Origin of the sequence: Propioniciclava tarda (assembly GCF_900182665.1) — a bacterium.
GTDB classification, from domain to species: domain Bacteria; phylum Actinomycetota; class Actinomycetes; order Propionibacteriales; family Propionibacteriaceae; genus Propioniciclava; species Propioniciclava tarda.
In genome coordinates, this window is record NZ_FXTL01000022.1 from 1 (window position 1) to 15,021 (window position 15,021).

The 15,021-nt window shown below is 70.9% G+C and carries 15 protein-coding genes and 1 riboswitch; of the genes, 3 read left to right on the plus strand and 12 right to left on the minus strand.

Annotated elements, in window-relative coordinates; translation table 11 throughout:
* Positions 1–300: 300 nt before the first annotated feature.
* From FN821_RS13080 to trmB, 11 genes are all read right to left on the minus strand, one after another.
* Positions 301–915, minus strand: coding sequence for a superoxide dismutase (locus tag FN821_RS13080; protein ID WP_131173001.1), 615 nt, complete (start codon positions 913–915; stop codon positions 301–303).
* A gap of 63 nt (positions 916–978) precedes the next feature.
* Complete coding sequence (locus FN821_RS13085) at positions 979–2,097, minus strand: prenyltransferase/squalene oxidase repeat-containing protein (RefSeq protein WP_131173002.1); 1,119 nt, start codon at positions 2,095–2,097, stop codon at positions 979–981.
* 51 nt (positions 2,098–2,148) lie between these two features.
* Positions 2,149–2,970 carry an ECF transporter S component gene (locus FN821_RS13090; protein WP_131173003.1) on the minus strand — a complete coding sequence of 274 codons (822 nt, stop codon included), beginning with the start codon at positions 2,968–2,970 and terminating at the stop codon, positions 2,149–2,151.
* Positions 2,967–4,544 carry an ABC transporter ATP-binding protein gene (locus FN821_RS13095; RefSeq protein WP_131173004.1) on the minus strand — a complete coding sequence of 526 codons (1,578 nt, stop codon included), beginning with the start codon at positions 4,542–4,544 and terminating at the stop codon, positions 2,967–2,969. Before FN821_RS13095 ends, FN821_RS13090 begins: the two co-directional genes overlap by 4 nt.
* The gene (locus tag FN821_RS13100) at positions 4,541–5,647 is read right to left on the minus strand and encodes an energy-coupling factor transporter transmembrane component T (RefSeq protein ID WP_165489373.1); all 1,107 of its coding nucleotides are present in this window, start codon (positions 5,645–5,647) and stop codon (positions 4,541–4,543) included. The genes FN821_RS13095 and FN821_RS13100 overlap by 4 nt, the downstream gene beginning before the upstream one ends.
* Positions 5,644–6,507, minus strand: a complete 864-nt coding sequence (locus FN821_RS13105; RefSeq protein WP_131173006.1) for a hypothetical protein — start codon at positions 6,505–6,507, stop codon at positions 5,644–5,646. Before FN821_RS13105 ends, FN821_RS13100 begins: the two co-directional genes overlap by 4 nt.
* Positions 6,508–6,509: 2 nt before the next feature.
* On the minus strand, positions 6,510–7,559 hold the full coding sequence (locus tag FN821_RS13110; RefSeq protein WP_131173007.1) for a prenyltransferase/squalene oxidase repeat-containing protein: 1,050 nt from the start codon (positions 7,557–7,559) through the stop codon (positions 6,510–6,512).
* Positions 7,560–7,637: 78 nt separating this feature from the next.
* Positions 7,638–7,768, minus strand: a riboswitch (cobalamin riboswitch).
* Between the two features lie 221 nt (positions 7,769–7,989).
* Entirely contained in the window at positions 7,990–8,340 is a 351-nt protein-coding gene (locus tag FN821_RS13115) for a hypothetical protein (protein ID WP_131173008.1), read from the minus strand.
* A 110-nt stretch (positions 8,341–8,450) separates the two neighbouring features.
* Positions 8,451–9,053, minus strand: a complete 603-nt coding sequence (locus tag FN821_RS13120) for a class I SAM-dependent methyltransferase (protein WP_131173009.1) — start codon at positions 9,051–9,053, stop codon at positions 8,451–8,453.
* Entirely contained in the window at positions 9,050–9,886 is an 837-nt protein-coding gene (truA, locus tag FN821_RS13125; RefSeq protein ID WP_131173010.1) for a tRNA pseudouridine(38-40) synthase TruA, read from the minus strand. Before truA ends, FN821_RS13120 begins: the two co-directional genes overlap by 4 nt.
* Positions 9,883–10,599: a tRNA (guanosine(46)-N7)-methyltransferase TrmB gene (gene trmB, locus FN821_RS13130; protein WP_180319767.1), complete on the minus strand. Its 717-nt coding sequence runs from the start codon at positions 10,597–10,599 to the stop codon at positions 9,883–9,885. Before trmB ends, truA begins: the two co-directional genes overlap by 4 nt.
* Before the next feature lie 172 nt (positions 10,600–10,771).
* On the opposite strand from trmB, the gene FN821_RS13135 reads away from it, so the two are divergent.
* The gene (locus tag FN821_RS13135) at positions 10,772–11,383 is read left to right on the plus strand and encodes a MarC family protein (protein WP_131173011.1); all 612 of its coding nucleotides are present in this window, start codon (positions 10,772–10,774) and stop codon (positions 11,381–11,383) included.
* Between the two features lie 210 nt (positions 11,384–11,593).
* Here FN821_RS13135 and FN821_RS13140 read toward each other — a convergent pair whose 3' ends face one another.
* Positions 11,594–13,693, minus strand: a complete 2,100-nt coding sequence (locus tag FN821_RS13140; protein WP_165489374.1) for an elongation factor G-like protein EF-G2 — start codon at positions 13,691–13,693, stop codon at positions 11,594–11,596.
* Positions 13,694–13,950: 257 nt separating this feature from the next.
* Here FN821_RS13140 and rplM point away from each other — a divergent pair, with 257 nt between their 5' ends.
* Together rplM and rpsI are read left to right on the plus strand one after the other, a co-directional pair.
* Positions 13,951–14,394 carry a 50S ribosomal protein L13 gene (gene rplM, locus FN821_RS13145; protein ID WP_131173012.1) on the plus strand — a complete coding sequence of 148 codons (444 nt, stop codon included), beginning with the start codon at positions 13,951–13,953 and terminating at the stop codon, positions 14,392–14,394.
* Between the two features lie 12 nt (positions 14,395–14,406).
* A complete protein-coding gene (gene rpsI / locus FN821_RS13150) occupies positions 14,407–14,931 on the plus strand; it encodes a 30S ribosomal protein S9 (RefSeq protein WP_131173013.1) in 525 nt (174 codons plus the stop codon).
* The last annotated feature ends 90 nt before the right edge of the window (positions 14,932–15,021 follow it).

A 15,021-nucleotide genomic window follows, 5' to 3' on the forward strand; every position in this document is an offset into this window, starting at 1 on the left:
CCCTCGGCTTCCGGAACCTCACCCACTACATCGCCAGATCACTACTCGAAACCGGCGGCTTCAGACCCCACCTACACCCTGGATTGTGAAGAGCCGGGAATCTCCTGCCTGGTGATGGATATTGGTCTTGCTGACTCAAATGTACGTGAATCCTGAGAGTTTCTCAACTCTAACCTGAAAAGCCTCAGGATGTCGCGTCCTCAGTGATCGTGACCGGTTCCGCACCCGGCAGCTACGCCGACAACGACACGGGCGCGGCACCCGAAGGTGCCGCGCCCGAGAGCGTGGGAAGAGACCCGATCAGTACGCGATGTTCGCGGCCTTGGCGGCGGTGAAGCGCTCGATCACGTCGGCCCAGTTGACGATGTTCCACCAGGACTTCACGAAGTCGCCCTTGACGTTCTTGTACTGCAGGTAGAAGGCGTGCTCCCACATGTCGAGCTGCAGCAGGGCGAGCTGGCCGGCCGGCAGGTTGCTCTGGTGGTCGTACACCTGGTTGATGTTGAGCCGCTTGCCCAGGGTGTCCCAGACCAGGACGGACCAGCCGGAGCCCTGGATGCCCATGGCCACCTCGTTGAACTGCTTCGCGAAGTTGCCGAAGCCGCCGAAGAACTCGTCGATCGCCGCGCCCAGCTCGCCGTCCGGCTCGCCGCCGCCGTTGGGGGACATGTTCTTCCAGAACATCGTGTGGTTCAGGTGGCCACCGAGGTGGAAGGCCAGGTCTTTCTCCAGCTTGTTGATGTTCGCGAAGTCGCCGGCCTCGCGGGCCGCGGCGAGCTTGTCCAGCGCGGTGTTGGCGCCGGCCACGTAGGCCGCGTGGTGCTTGTCATGGTGCAGCGCCATGATCTCCGCGGAGATGTAGGGCTCGAGCGCCGCGTAGTCGTAGGGCAGATCCGGAAGGCTGTAGGTCGCCATGGTGTCCTCTCTTGCGTGTTCTTCAGGGGAATGATGCCACCCCATCACTACTGAGCTCCGAGCTCAAGGGGTGTTCGTCGTCGGCGGATCCGGCACGGCGTCCGGCTTCGGCTTCTTCTTTCGGGTGGGCCTGATGAACAGGTAGTAGCCCGTGGCGGCCAGCAGGCCAAGCAGGACGACGGGCTGCAGGATCCACAGCCAGCTGTCGCCGACCAGGGGCCGCATCGGGTTGGGCGCCGGCTCCGGCGCCGCGGTCACGATGGCGCCCGGGGACGCCGTCGTGGACGGTCCCGAGGTCGCGTTGGTCGGGGCCGACGAGACGCCGGCGTAGGAGGTGTCAGCCAGCGCCAGGGCGCCGACCGCGGTGGCGGTCAGGTCGCCCTTGCCCTGCTCGGCGAGGGACCCGTCGGCCAGCTGCTGGCTGGCGAGGTACGAGACTGCGCGCGGCTGGGCCAGCCCCGCGGCCTGCAGGGCGGACGCCATCAACGCGGTCGTCCTGATCGTGCTGCCGCCCCGCCAGGACCCGTCCGCGTGCTGCTGGGCGGACGCCCACGCCGCCCCGTTGAGGAGGGCGGCCCTCGCCGAGATCGAGTCGGTCTGGGTGCCGAGCGCCAGCAGCGCCCAGGCCGTGCTTTCGGCGTCCGCAGAGGCAGCCGGCGCTGAGCCGAAGCCGCCGTCGCTGCCCGCGAGCCGGACGACGTAGCGCAGCATCGACGTCGGCACCTGTTCGTTGGCCCTGGCGAGCGCGATCATGCCCAGCGCGGACGCCCCCGCGCCCGGCACCGAGCCGAACGAGCCGTCCGGACGTAGGCCGGCCTTGACGGAGCCGACGAGGTCGAGGCCGGCGAAGTTGCGAGGGTCCTCACCCAGCGCGGACGCCAGGATGGCCAGTTTGGCGGCAGCCTCGGGGCCCTTGGCGGCGTACGCCTGGGCGCCACCCTTCACGGTCGACGTCAAGGCGGAGGTCTGGGTGGTCATCGTCGCGTCTCCGGTGGCCAGCAGGCCGAGGAGGACGTCCGCGGCCAGGCCGACCTCGGTGACGGTCGCCGACTGGCTGGCGAGATAGGACGCCGACTTGCGGGCCGCCTCGGCATTGCCCACCGCGTGCGCCGGGAGCGTCCACCCCAGCAGCATGACGAGGCAGGCCAACAGTGCCGCTGGCAGGCGTGTCATGCGACGCATGGTGGATCCTTCCCGCAACGCAGCCGCTGCGACCGTCCGGAGGGACTGCGTTCAGCCTAGTCCGGACGCGTCCGGCCCGACCACCCTGCCACGCGACGCGGACGCCCACGCGGCCCGGCGCGAGGCCCGGCGCAGGATGTGGAGCAAGCCCGGTCCGAGCAGGACGATGAGAACGATCGACGTCAGGGCTCGGCCGAGGTTCCAGCCCATGGACGTGACCAGGTTGTAGAGGGCGAACCGGTGCAGGTTTGCGAGCGGTCCGGCGTCCGGGTCGAAGGAGAACTGGGTGCCCGGACCGATGCCGAACGGCCAGAAGGCGAAGTCCATGAGCCAGCCGAAGGCGAAGGCCGACACCAGCCCGTAGCCGCACAGCATGGCGATCTCGGCGCCTCCGGTCGGGCGCCGGGGCAGCAGGCCGGCGCCGAGTCCCAGGAGTCCGGCGGCGATCATCTGGTAGGGCAGCCAGGCCCCGACGCCGCCCGTCAGCAGCGCGGATGCCCCCAGCGTGATCGCCCCCTGCGCGAAGCCGAAGCCGGGGCCGAAGACGCGTCCGCCGAGGATCATCAGGAAGAAGATCGGCTCCATGCCGGCGCTGCCGGCCCCGAGCGGCCGCAGGATCGCCCCAACCGCCGCGAGGACACCGAGCATCGCCAGGCCTTTGACGTCGAGGGAGTCGGAGGTCAGCTCGGCCACGACGACCGCCAGCACCAGGGGCAGGACGAGCGCGAAGACGAACGTTGCCGTCGTGGCCGAGCTTGCGTCCAGGCGGGCGAACAGCGGCCAGGCGAACGCGGTCAGGCCCGCCACGGCGGCCACGGCCAGCATGGCGACCGACCTTGGGGCGAGCGGTGCGGCGTCCGCTGTGGGCGTCATCTGGACGCCTCCGCCGCGGTCAACACCGGGACCGGGGCGAACACCTTGGAGACCTGGGGGGCGAACGACGGCGACGAGGTCGCCACCTGGCGGGTCGGGCCGTCCGCGATGATCTCGCCGTCGGCCATCACCACGAGCCGGTCGGTCGCGGCGGCCGCGAACTCGACGTCGTGGGTGCTGATGATCACGGTCTGGCCGGCGGCGACCAACTGGGCGACGATGTCGCGCAGCCGGTGCTTCATGTCGTAGTCGAGACCGCGGGTCGGCTCGTCCAGGCAGACGACACTCGGGGACGCCGTGAGCTGGATCGCCAGCACCAGTGCCAGCCTCTGGCCCTCGGACAGGTCGTGGGGATCGGCGTCCAGTGGCAGGTCAGCGCCCAAGAGTCGGAGCTGTCCGAGGGCCGTGCCGGGGGCGGCCGAGGACTCGGCGTCCGCCCGGGCCAGCTCCGCGCTGACGGTAGGCAGGTAGAGCAGGTCGGACGCCGTCTGCGGCACGAGGGCTACCGCGCGCCGGGCGTCCGCGGGGCGCAGCCGCCGGGGATCGACGCCCGCGGCGTCCACCTCGCCCGTGCTGGGGACACCGCCCTGAACAGCCCACAGCAGGCTCGACTTGCCCGCCCCGTTGCGGCCCATGAGCCCGGTGGTGGTCCCGGCGGCGAAGTCGAGGCTGACGCCGTCGACGGCCCGAAGGCGTCCGTAATCGACGGTAAGCCCCCGCACCGACAGTCCGACCGGTGCCGTCGGCAGGGCCTTCGGGGGCGGCGCCGACACCGTGATGGCGTCGCACTGGACGAGGCGTCGGGCGTCCCGGACCGAGGTCGGGACGCCGGGCCAACGCAGCGCTCGCGCCAACTCGGCCAGCGGGGGGACCACGTCGCAGCCGGCCAGGACGTCGCCGGGGCGTCCGTACTCGACGGTGCCGTCCGTGCGGACCCAGGCGACGGTGTCGGCGTAATGCAGGACGCGCTCGAGCCGGTGCTCGGCGAGGACGACCGTCAGGCCGACCTCGTGGACCAGGGTGGTGATCGCCGCCAGCACGTCCGCGGCGGCGTTCGGGTCGAGGGCAGACGTCGGCTCGTCGAGGACCAGGATGCGCGGCTGGGCGGCCAGCACGGACGCGATCGCGACGCGCTGCTGTTGGCCGCCCGAGAGATCGGCCAGGGGGCGATCCCGCAGGGCGACGATGTTCATCAGGTCGAGCGTCTCCTCGACCCGCTTGCGCATGGTGGCGGGCGGCAGGCCGAGCTGCTCCATGCCGTAGGCGATCTCGTCCTCGACGCGATCGGTGACGAAGCCGTGCAGGGGGTTCTGGCCGACGTAGCCGACGAGGTCGGCGAGATCGCGGGGCCGCTCGTGGTGGGTCGAGCGTCCGGCGACGCGGACGCGTCCGGTGAGGCGTCCGCCGGTGAAGTGCGGGACGAGGCCGTTGACGAGGCCCAGCAGCGTCGACTTACCGGTGCCGGTGAGGCCCACGACCACGCAGAGGTCGCCGTCGGCCACGGTGAAGGACACGTCGCGCAGGGTCGGCTCGGCGCCGGAATAGGCGAAGGTGACGTCATCGAACTCGATCATGGGCGGCCAGCCGCAGTGGGCGCGGACGTGACGGCGAGCGGCACGAGCGCGCCGACGAGGATCAGCGCCATCGCGGGGTGCAACTGCGGCCACACCAGGGGGTCGGTGGACGGGTGCATCGTGGCGTAGGCCGCCGGCCACAGCGTGCTGCCGAGCAGGGCGGCCGTGCCGAACGCCAGGACGCCGCCGCCGACGAGCGCCGTGTCGCGGGGCGTCCAGGGATCCGGGCGATAGCGGGTGACCCGCAGGCGGCGTCCGGCAGCGCGCAGCCCCACCGCGACGCCGGCAGCGCCGACGACGAGGCACGCCGCGGCCGCGGCCCGCTCTTGCGTCCCGGACGCCGCCAGCAGCAGGAAGCCGCCGAACGTCGCCAGCAGCATCGCCCCGAGCAGCGCGATCGTCGCTGCCGAGGACGGACGCGTGGCGACGCGCGTCCGGGCAAAGCCGCGGGCCTCCATGCCGGCCGCGAGGCCGAGCGAGCGATCGACCGCGTCCGCGAGGACCGGCAGGACGACGGCGGACACCGCGCGCCAGCCCCGCGGCGCGCCGCCGCGCAGCCGCTGCGCTCGTCTGATGCGCTGCGTGCTCTCCACCAGCTGCGGGGCCACCGACAGCGCGATGACGACCGCAACGGACGCCTCGTACAGCGCGCCGGGCACTGACTTGAGGGCCCGCTTCGGGTTGGCCAGGGCATTGGCCGCACCGAGGCACAGGAGCATGAGCCCGAGGCGCAGCGAGTCGTAGGCGGTGTAGGCGAGGGGCTCGGCCGTCACCGGACCGCCCAGCCTGATACCCGCGGCCCACTCGGGGAACTCTAGGTGCGGCAGGGTGAACAGGACGGTTGATCCGACCCCGGCGCCGGCCACGGCGGCGAAGACCACCCTGATCGCCAGCACGATGCCGGCCAGCGCGAAGTACGCCCCCACCGAGCGCGCCCAGGGGTCGTCCGTGCGGCGGGCGACGACCACGGCCGTGACCGCCAGTCCGAGCAGGACGCTGAGCAGCGGATTGGTCCCGAACGACGACGCACCGGCCACGGCCAGCGCCCAGCCCCACCACGCCCACGGGTGGGCCTGGCGGGGACGGGGCGGTCTGGCGCTCACGTGCGGCGGCGCCTCCTCGTGCCGAGAACCCAGGCGCCGAGGCCCGCGCCCCCGAGCACCACGGCGCCTGCCGTCGCGATCGTCGCCGTGGGTGCCCCCTGGCTGCTCGGTGCGGACGCCGCCGTCGGCTCGGCCGGGACGGTCGGCATGGCGGTGGCGGTCTCGGACGCCGTTGGCGCCGCGCCTGCGGGGACCGGAGCGGCCGAGGCGGTGGGCGTCGAAGGTGCCTCGGACGTCGGGGCAGGCGTGGCCGGCGTGGTCGTCGACGCGGGTCGGGTGGACGCCGTCGCGCTCGCCTTCGTCGTGGACGCCGCGCTGGACGCCTTGGACGTGGCCGGGCTGGACGCCTTCTGCGTCGGCTGCGTCGTCGCCGGGACCGTGGTCGCGGGCGCCGTCGTGGCCGGAGGCGTGGTGGTCGGCGGGGCAGTGGTCGCGACCGGGGTGACCGGAGGGCGGCCCGAGGGCGGCGCCCCGTTACCGAAGGCCCAGCCCTCCGCGTCCCCCTGCGCGGGCACGTAGCTGCCAGCGCCCTTCGATGAATAGCCCCACGCGCCGTAGGAGCCGTCCGCGTTGCGCTTGGCGTGCCAGTAGGACCAGTACGGCGTCGCCATCGAGCAGGTGTCCGGCTTGCCGCCGATCTGGCAGACGAAGGAGCCTCCGGTGAGTTGGACGTCGAAGCCGGCCCCCCGCAGGGCCGCCAGGCCGCTGCCGTAGCTGGTCGAGCACCGGACGGATGACTCCACCACGACCCAGACCCCCGAGCAGGACGCCGCCTGCGCGGCCGGGGCGGGGACGGCTCCGAGCACCCCCACGATGCCGAGGGCCAGCCCCAGCAGCGTGGCTCTCAGTGAGCGAAGCATGGTCAGGCTGTCCGACGAACCACGATCGCGGACGCGACCACGAGCGCCACGAGGACGGCGAACGGAGCGGCGGACGGCTCCGGATCGGCCGAGGTCTTGGCCGGAACTCCGCGGCTCGGCGCGGGAGTGGTGGTGGGCGTGGTCGCCGTCGTCGGCGAGGGCGAAGAGGTGACGGTCTTGGTCGGCGTCCACACCACATTCAGGTACGACACGCCTCCGAGGAGGGGCAGGCACTGCGCGGTGGCGAACACGTCGCCGGATCCGTCGACCCCGATGGCCCCGTTGGCCAGTTGCTGGGTCTTGACCCAGGCCAGAGCCTTCGTCGGTGCGACCCCGGCGCTCTCCAGTGCCGATGCCAGGACGCACGTCGAGTTGACCGGCACGTAGCCGGTCCAAGATCCGTTCGCCTGCTGAGCGCCCTGGGCCCACGCGACGGCCTTTGCGAGGGCGGCCTGCCCGGCCGGGGTCGTGTCCGTGAGGAGTCCGATGATGGCGAGGGCGGTGTTGTCGGCGTCCGACGGCGCCCCCACCGCATACCCGAAGCCGCCGTCGGCGTTCTGCTGCGAGAGCAGCCAGGTGGACAGGGCGGCAGGGCCGGTCGCGCCGGCACGCTTGAAGCCCGCCATGGTGAGCCCCGAGCTGAAGGCGGACGGCCAGCTACCGACGGAGCCGTCGGCCGCGGTATCCGCCGTCATGGATGTGACGAGGTTCACCCCGCCGAAGCTGGTGGGACTCAGGCCGTAGGCGTCCGCGATGATGGCGAGCTTGCCGGGGGCCCCGCCGCCGGCAGCGGCGTACGTGGGCGCGCCGGATTTCACCTGCGCCAGCAGGGCGTCAATCGTCGGCTGGAGGGCGGGGTCGGTGGCCGATGCCAGACCGATCAGAATTTCGCCCGCCATGCCGGTCGTGGGGGCGGGGGAGACCTGGGTGGTGAGCCAGGTGGCAGCCGCGTTGGCAGCGGCGGTATCGGCAGCGTGGGCGGGCGAGACCGCGGCGACGCTGACCAGGGCGGACAGGGAGAGAGCGGCGAAAAGCCGGCGCATGATCGTCATGACGTTCCTTTTTCCGGCTCACGACGAATGGGTCCGGAAGCGATGAGGCGCCGGCTCCACCCCCGCAAACCTCGACGGGTTGGGTGGTCGGTCCCGGCGGGCATTCCGGCTCTGCCTCACGGGCATCACGGCTGCGGGTCAGCCTCGGTCTCTCACCGAGTTCCCCCACAGGGTCCGGGGTCGAACCTATCAGGCCGGACGCGGCATCAACTCGTCGGCGTCCACGAACCTCGCTCCCGGTCCCTGCTGGGATCAGGACGGGCTCATCCGCTGACGAATCCAACACCCGGGACGCCGCAGGTGCGACCCGGCGCGTCGGCGTCCTTCACCCTGCGTTCGGACCGCGCACCCCGACCGTCGCGTCACCTTCCGGACAAACAACAGGGGACGCCGCAGGTGCGGCGTCCCCTGTTGGGATGTGTCGAAAGGCTCAGGCCTCGAGGTCGTCCTTGACTTCCTCGACCTTCTCGGCCGCGGCGTCCTTGACGTCTTCGACCTTGGCGGCGGCGTCGTCGGCGGCGGCCTGCGCATCGCCCGTGACCTGACCGATGAAGCCAGCAGCCTTCTCCTGAGCGTCGCCGATGAAGCCAGCGGCCTTCTCCTGCGCGCCCTCAGCGAAGTCCTTGGCCTTGCCGGCCGCGTCGATCACCGCGTCGTCGATGCCCTTGGCCTTCTCGGCCACGCCGTCGAGGAAGTCAGCAGCGTGCTCGTTGCCGGTCACGTCGCCGACGACCTTCTTGACCGCGCTGACCGCGTTGTCGATGAAATCATCAATGCCCATGGAGAGCTCCCTTGCTGCTTGGGGGCGCACTCTGCGCGCCCGTGCGTCCTCAAGTCTAGGGCCCTTGCCACGGGGTCACCAGACGAGCCGTCCCCGGCCGGGTGTGCCGCTCAGCTGGGCGTTGGCCGGGTGACCTCGAAGACGCGGAAGCCCTTGGCGCTGGCGGTGCGCTCGCAGGACCAGCCCTGGTCGATGAGCCAGCGTTGCAAGGAGTCCGCGCCGAGGTTGCGGCCGACGACGAGCCGCGCGACGCCGGTCGGGGTGAGCCTGGCCAGCCAGGCCAGCAAGAGGTCGTGCAGCGCCTCCTTGCCGATTCGGATCGGCGGATTTGACCAGATCTCGTCGTAGCGGACGCCCGGATCGACCTCGTCCGGGAGCAGCGCGTTGACGCGTCCGCCAACGCCGTGGGCGTCCGCGTTGGTGCGCGTCAGGTCGAGCGCGCGCGTGTTGACGTCGACGGCGTCCACCTGGGCCTCGGGACACGCGACGGCGAGTCCGACGGCGATGGGCCCGTACCCGCAGCCGAGGTCCAGCAGTCGTCGGGCGCCGGGGGCGGGGGAGTGGGTGCGTAGCAGCACGCCCGTCCCGAGATCCAGGCCGTCGCCGGAGAAGACTCCGTTGGCCGTCGTGAAGGTCCAGTCCGTTTCCCAGAAGCGGACGCCGACGCTGCGGCGTTGCTCAGGGCCGGTCGGTGTCTCGAAGTAGTGGCTCATGCGTCCTCCTGGCAGTCCGGGCAGTCGTCGCGGCGGGCTCGGGCCTCGATCGCCCGCGCGGCCAGCTGATCGTCGGGCGGGTAGCCGACTTCTTCGAGCACCAAGCCGTCGGGCGGCAGCACCGGGACGCTGCCGACGCGTCCGCTCGAGCCGAGCAGGGAGGCCGGCCAGTCGACGCCCTGGCGGCCCTGGCCCACCCGCAGCAGCGCGCCCGTCAGCGAGCGCACCATCGAATGGCAGAACGCGTCGGCGCGGACCTCGACCTCGACGACGCCGGAGAGCAGGCCTTCGGGGACCCTCCGGACGCCGCAGCCCAGCAGCGTGCGAATCGTGGACGCGCCCTCGCGCCGCTTGCAGAACGCGGCGAAGTCGTGCAGTCCGAGCAGGGCCGCGCCCGCGGCGTCCATCGCGTCGACATCGAGCTCGCCCTGGACGGGCAGCACCCAGCCTCGCAGCAGGGGGTCCGGGGCGGAGGCGTCCGAGAGGCGGTAGACGTAGCGGCGCCAGACGGCGGCGAAGCGGGCGTCGAAGCCGTCTGGAGCGAGGCTGACGCGGCGCACGGCCAGGTCGTCGGGCAGGGCCCGGGCGAGTCGCCGCTGGAGTTCGGCGGCGGACGCGTCCGGGTCGTCGGACTCGACGTCGAGGTGCGCCACCTGGCCGCGGGCGTGGACGCCGGCGTCCGTGCGGCCGGCGCAGGTCAGCGGCGTCGGGCATCCGAGGAAGCGCTCGAGCCACAGCTCGAGCTCGCCCTGGACGGTCCGCAGGCCGCTCTGGGCGGCCCAGCCGTGGAACGCGGAGCCGTCGTAGCCGATGTCGAGGCGCAGTCGCGTCACGGACGCCGCCGGTACGTCAGGTCGTGGATCTCGCGTCCGGCGGCGACGCCCCGCGCCTCGTACTTCGTGACCGGACGCTCGTCCCAGCGCGGCGCCCAGCCGCCGTGCAGGTTCTCGAAGGCCGGATGGGCGTCGAGGGTCTCGCGCATCCAGTCGGCGTAGTCGGACCAGTCCGTCGCCAAGCGCCAGAGTCCGCCGGGTTCGAGCCTGGACGCCGCCAGGTCGGCCAGTTCGGTGGAAACCAGGCGGCGCTTGTGGTGCCGGGCCTTGTGCCAGGGGTCCGGGAAGAAGGTCCACAGCTCGTGCAGGCCCGCGGGCGGCACCAAGAGGGCGAGTCCCTCTTCCCCGTTCGCCACGACGATGCGGACGTTGTCGACGCCGTGCCGGGCGATCCGCGACAGCGTGGACGCGACAGCCGGCACGAAGACCTCGAAGGCGACGATGTTGCAGTCGGGACGCCGCTCGGCGAGGGCCACCAGTGATTCCCCGCGGCCGGGTCCGATCTCGACGATCAGGGGCGCCTCGCGTCCGAAGGTCGACGTCCAATCGACGGACGCCTCGGCCGCGATGGAGGTGGACGTCTCGCGGGCGGGCACCTCGACGACCCAGCGCTGGGCGTAGGTGTCCCACGCCTTGGTCTGGCTGGCGTTCATGCGGGCCGAGCGGCGGACGTAGCTGACCACCTCGCGCTGGACACGGTCGGGCTTGGGCACGGCAGAAGGCTAGCGAGTTGGGGCGTCCGTCCCGGGCTCGGGAGAGTCCATGCACCTTGTGACGCACTGGCGGTGGCTGCCAGATCTGGCGTCTCTTTGGCCCTCTGCGCAAAATCTGGTCGCATCGACAGCGATTGGCGATAACTTCAGGCGTTGATCTAAGATTTCACGCGTGGATCTGTACCTGTTCACCTCGACGCTGCTCACCCTGCTGGTCATCCTCGACCCGCCAGGGCTGCTGCCGGTGTTCCTGGGGCTGACCCGGAGGATGGACGTCGCCGAGCGCCATCGGTCGGCGGCCAGCGCCTGCTTGGTCGCGTTCGGGGTGATCGCAGGCTTCGCGCTGTTCGGGCAGCAGATCCTGGACTACCTCCACGTGTCGATCCCGGCACTGCAGGTCGCCGGTGGGCTGCTCCTGCTGCTCATCTCGCTGGAGCTGCTGCAGGGCAAGTCCAACGGGGATGTGTCGGAGGAGGGCACCAACGTCGCCATCGTGCCGCTGGGCATTCCGCTGCTGGCCGGTCCGGGGTCGATCGTGGCGATCATGCTGGCGGTGCGGCACGCCGACGGCCTGGCCGATGTCGTGGCCGTCGGGTCCGCGCTGGCGGCCGCGATGGTGCTGGTGTACGTCTCGCTGCGCTTCGCCGGGCAGATCAGCCGCGTGCTGCGCAGGTCTGGCACCACGCTGGCGTCCCGGGTCGCGGGACTGTTGCTGGCCGGAATCTCGGTTCAGATGGCGGCCGACGGTGTGTTCGGCTTCCTGCGCACCCAGCCCCTCGGCTGACGCCTTCGGGTGCCGGCGTCCCAGCGGACGTGAGCGTCGGCGTCCGAGCGGACGCGCGCCCCGGCGTCGAGAGATGACGGACGCCCCCGGGAAAGGTCCGCTGACGAACAGGCGGGACAGACCTGAGCCAGCTCGCGGCGTCCAGAGCCCGAGGCGGCCAGCACCACGCGTGGCCCCGGACGAGTTCGCCCGGGGCCACGCGTGGTGCTCTTACTTCTCCTTGTCCGGCTTCTTGAACTTGTCGACCAGGTTGGCCGGCAGCAGTTCGTAGCCGTGGAACTCGCGGCTGAAGGTGCCGGTGCCGTGCGCCAGGCCGCGCAGGTCGATGGCGTACCGCGCCAGTTCAACCTGCGGGATGTTCGCCCGGATGGTCACCTTATGGTTGTCCGAGTCCGTGCCGAGCATCTGGCCGCGGCGTCCCGAAATATCGGTCATCACCGCGCCCATGTACTCCTCGCCGACAACGATCGTGACGAGATCGATCGGCTCGAGCAGGGCGACAATCGCCTTGTTCGTGGCCGCCTCCTTGAGCGCGTTGGCGCCCGCGAGCTGGAAGGCCATGTCGGAGGAGTCCACCGAGTGGGCCTTGCCGTCGAAGAGCGTGACCCTGACGTCGACCATCGGGAACCCGGCGATGACGCCGCGCTCCATCTGGGACTTGACGCCCTTCTCGACCGACGGAATGAACTGGCGCGGGACCGCACCGCCCACCACCTTGTCGACGAACTCGAAGCCGGCGCCGCGCTCCAGCGGCTCGACCTCGACGTTGCAGACCGCGTACTGGCCGTGACCGCCCGACTGCTTGACGTGGCGGCCCTGCGCGGTGGCCTTGCCGATGAAGGTCTCCCGTAGGGCGATCTTGACGTCCTCTTGGGCGACGTTCACGCCGTAGCGGTCCTTGAGGCGGTTGAGCAGCAGGTCGGCGTGGGCCTGGCCGGTCGTCCACAGGACGAGCTGGTCTTCCGCACCGTGAGCGAGACGCACGGTGGTGTCCTCGACGGCCAGCCGTTGCAGGGCGCCCGACAGCTTGTCCTCGTCGTTGCGCGTCGCGGCCTTGATGGCCAGCGGGAGCAGCGGCTCGGGCATCTGCCAGTTGGGCACGACGCCGGACGCCTCGCGCGACGAGATGGTGTCGCCGGTTTCCGCGGTGGCCAACTTGGGCAGCATGACGATCTCGCCGGCGATGGCGGCCGTCTTCGGCTTCAGCTCGGTGCCGACAGCCTGCTGGATGAGGCCGACACGCTCGTCGTGGTCGTGGTCCGGGTGGGCCTCGTCGGCCTTGCCGAAGTGCGACCGATGACCGGAGACGTGCACCATGTCGTCGGTCTTCACGGTGCCCGAGAAGATCCGGACCATGGAGAGGCGTCCGGCGAACGGGTCGGTCGTCGTCCGGATCACCTGCGCGATCAGCGGCGCCGAAGGATCGGTGGGCGCCGGGCCGGTCGACTCGCCGTTGAGGCGGGTGAACTCGGGGTTCGGGTGCAGGCTCGGCGTCGGGAAGCCCTGCTCCATGAGGGAGAGCAGTTCCTCGGTGCCAAGACCGTTGGACGCCACGACCGGGATCACCGGGAACAGGTTGGCGTTCGCCGTGGCCTTCATCAGGTCGTTGAGCAGGTAGTCGCGACCCGGGTCCACGCCCTCGAGGTAGGAGTCCATCAGGTCGGCGTCGTCGGCCTCCTGGATGAGCCCCTCGATGAGCGGTCCACGGTGCAGTTCGATCAGATCGTCGTGCGAGGTGTCGTCGTCGACGACCGAAGGCTCGCCGCCACCGGTGTAGTCGCGGAAGCGGCGGGTGAGCACGCTGACCGTGCCGTTCATGCCGGTGCCGGACCCCACAGGAACGTGGGTGGGCAGGACGCCCTCGCCGAACGAGTCCTTCAACTGCTCGACCACGGTGTCGAAGTCGATGTGGCCGGCGTCCAACTTGGTCACGGCGATGACGCGGGGCAGGTTGGCCTCGCGGCACTCCTCCCATAGGGCCTGGGCCATGCCGTCCACGCCGTCGGCGGCGACCACGAAGATGGCGGCGTCCGCTGCCCGGATGCCCGCGCGAAGCTCTCCCACGAAATCGGGGTGGCCCGGGGCGTCCAGGAGGTTCACCTTCACGTTGCCCGTCACCAGCGAGGCCAGGTAGAGCTGGGAAAGGCGCTCGGGATCGTCCTTCTCGCCTCTATAGCCAGCGACGCGCGCGCGCAGCAACTGCTCGAACAACGAGGTCTTGCCAGACCCGGCGTTGCCGATCAGCACCACGTTGCGCACATCGTCTGGGCTGTTCACCTGAATCTGTGCGTTGTTCACCTTCGAACTCATGGGGTACACCCTGCACCCCGCATTAGGGGCCTGCAACGGAATCGAAAGATTCGCCCGCGAGGCGGTGGACCACTCGCCGGGGCGTCCGAACGGGCATAGCGTTGGGTGGTCGGATGTCCTCAGCGCCGGGTTCCGGGCGTTTTGACCCGTCCCGACGCGACCGGTAATCTAACTCGCTGTTGCGCTTGGGCACGCCCGTCACCGGGCCGCCGCGCACGCCCGAAGTCAGCTCAATCTATGGAAGATGGTCCACGACCGTGTCTACGTACAGCCCCAAGCCTGGCGAGATCACCAGGAACTGGCATGTCATCGACGCCGAGGGTCTCGTCCTCGGCAAGCTCGCGGTGGCTTGCGCCACGCTCCTGCGCGGCAAGCACAAGGCGACGTTCGCCCCGCATGTCGACGGGGGCGACTTCGTGATCGTCGTGAATGCCTCCAAGATCGCCCTGACGGGCAACAAGGCCACCACCAAGATGGCCTACCGCCACTCCGGCACGCCGGGCGGCCTCCGCGCCGTTCCGTACGGCGAGCTGCTCGCCAAGGATCCCCGCAAGGCCGTCGAGCGCGCGGTCTGGGGCATGCTGCCCAAGAACCGCCTCAGCCGTCAGCTGATCGGCAAGCTCAAGGTGTACGCCGGCCCCGAGCATCCCCACGCCGCGCAGACGCCGCAGGCGTACGAGATCACCCAGATCGCCCAGTAAGTAGGAATGAACGTGACTGAGACTCCTGATACGACCGACCTCGCTGACGACGCGGTGACCTCCTTCGTCGACGAGCAGGATCGCGAGATCGCCTACCGCTCCGAGGCGGTTCCGTCCTCGGCCACCCCGGGCGCTCGTCCGGCGGTCGTCGCCCCCGGCGCCGCGACCGGACGCCGCAAGGAGGCCATCGCTCGCGTGCGCCTCGCTCCCGGCTCCGGCAAGTTCAGCATCAACGGCCGCTCGCTCGAGGAGTACTTCCCGAACAAGCTGCACCAGCAGACGATCAACGAGCCCTTCGAGACGGCCGCGGTCGTCGGCTCGTACGACGTCATCGCCAAGATCATCGGTGGCGGCGTCACCGGCCAGGCCGGCGCGCTGCGGTTGGCCATCGCCCGTGCGCTCAACGCCGTGGACGCCGAGGCGTCCCGTCCGGCCCTGAAGAAGGCTGGCCTGCTCACCCGCGACGCTCGCGTCAAGGAGCGCAAGAAGGCTGGTCTCAAGAAGGCCCGCAAGGCGCCGCAGTACAGCAAGCGCTGATTCTCAGCTCCTACGAGGGCCGTCCGCTGGTGCGGGCGGCCCTCGTGGTCTGTCCTGGGTGGATGAGCGGTTCGCTGCACGCTCGGCGGG

Bases quoted from the DNA above. Each gene is read 5' to 3' on its own strand.
- FN821_RS13095 (WP_131173004.1), bottom strand. From the start codon at position 4,544: ATGATCGAGTTCGATGACGTCACCTTCGCCTATTCCGGCGCCGAGCCG.
- FN821_RS13140 (WP_165489374.1), bottom strand. From the start codon at position 13,693: ATGAGTTCGAAGGTGAACAACGCACAGATTCAGGTGAACAGCCCAGAC.
- FN821_RS13110 (WP_131173007.1), bottom strand. From the start codon at position 7,559: ATGACGATCATGCGCCGGCTTTTCGCCGCTCTCTCCCTGTCCGCCCTG.
- FN821_RS13090 (WP_131173003.1), bottom strand. From the start codon at position 2,970: ATGACGCCCACAGCGGACGCCGCACCGCTCGCCCCAAGGTCGGTCGCC.
- FN821_RS13105 (WP_131173006.1), bottom strand. From the start codon at position 6,507: ATGCTTCGCTCACTGAGAGCCACGCTGCTGGGGCTGGCCCTCGGCATC.
- FN821_RS13120 (WP_131173009.1), bottom strand. From the start codon at position 9,053: ATGAGCCACTACTTCGAGACACCGACCGGCCCTGAGCAACGCCGCAGC.
- FN821_RS13115 (WP_131173008.1), bottom strand. From the start codon at position 8,340: ATGGGCATTGATGATTTCATCGACAACGCGGTCAGCGCGGTCAAGAAG.
- FN821_RS13080 (WP_131173001.1), bottom strand. From the start codon at position 915: ATGGCGACCTACAGCCTTCCGGATCTGCCCTACGACTACGCGGCGCTC.
- FN821_RS13085 (WP_131173002.1), bottom strand. From the start codon at position 2,097: ATGCGTCGCATGACACGCCTGCCAGCGGCACTGTTGGCCTGCCTCGTC.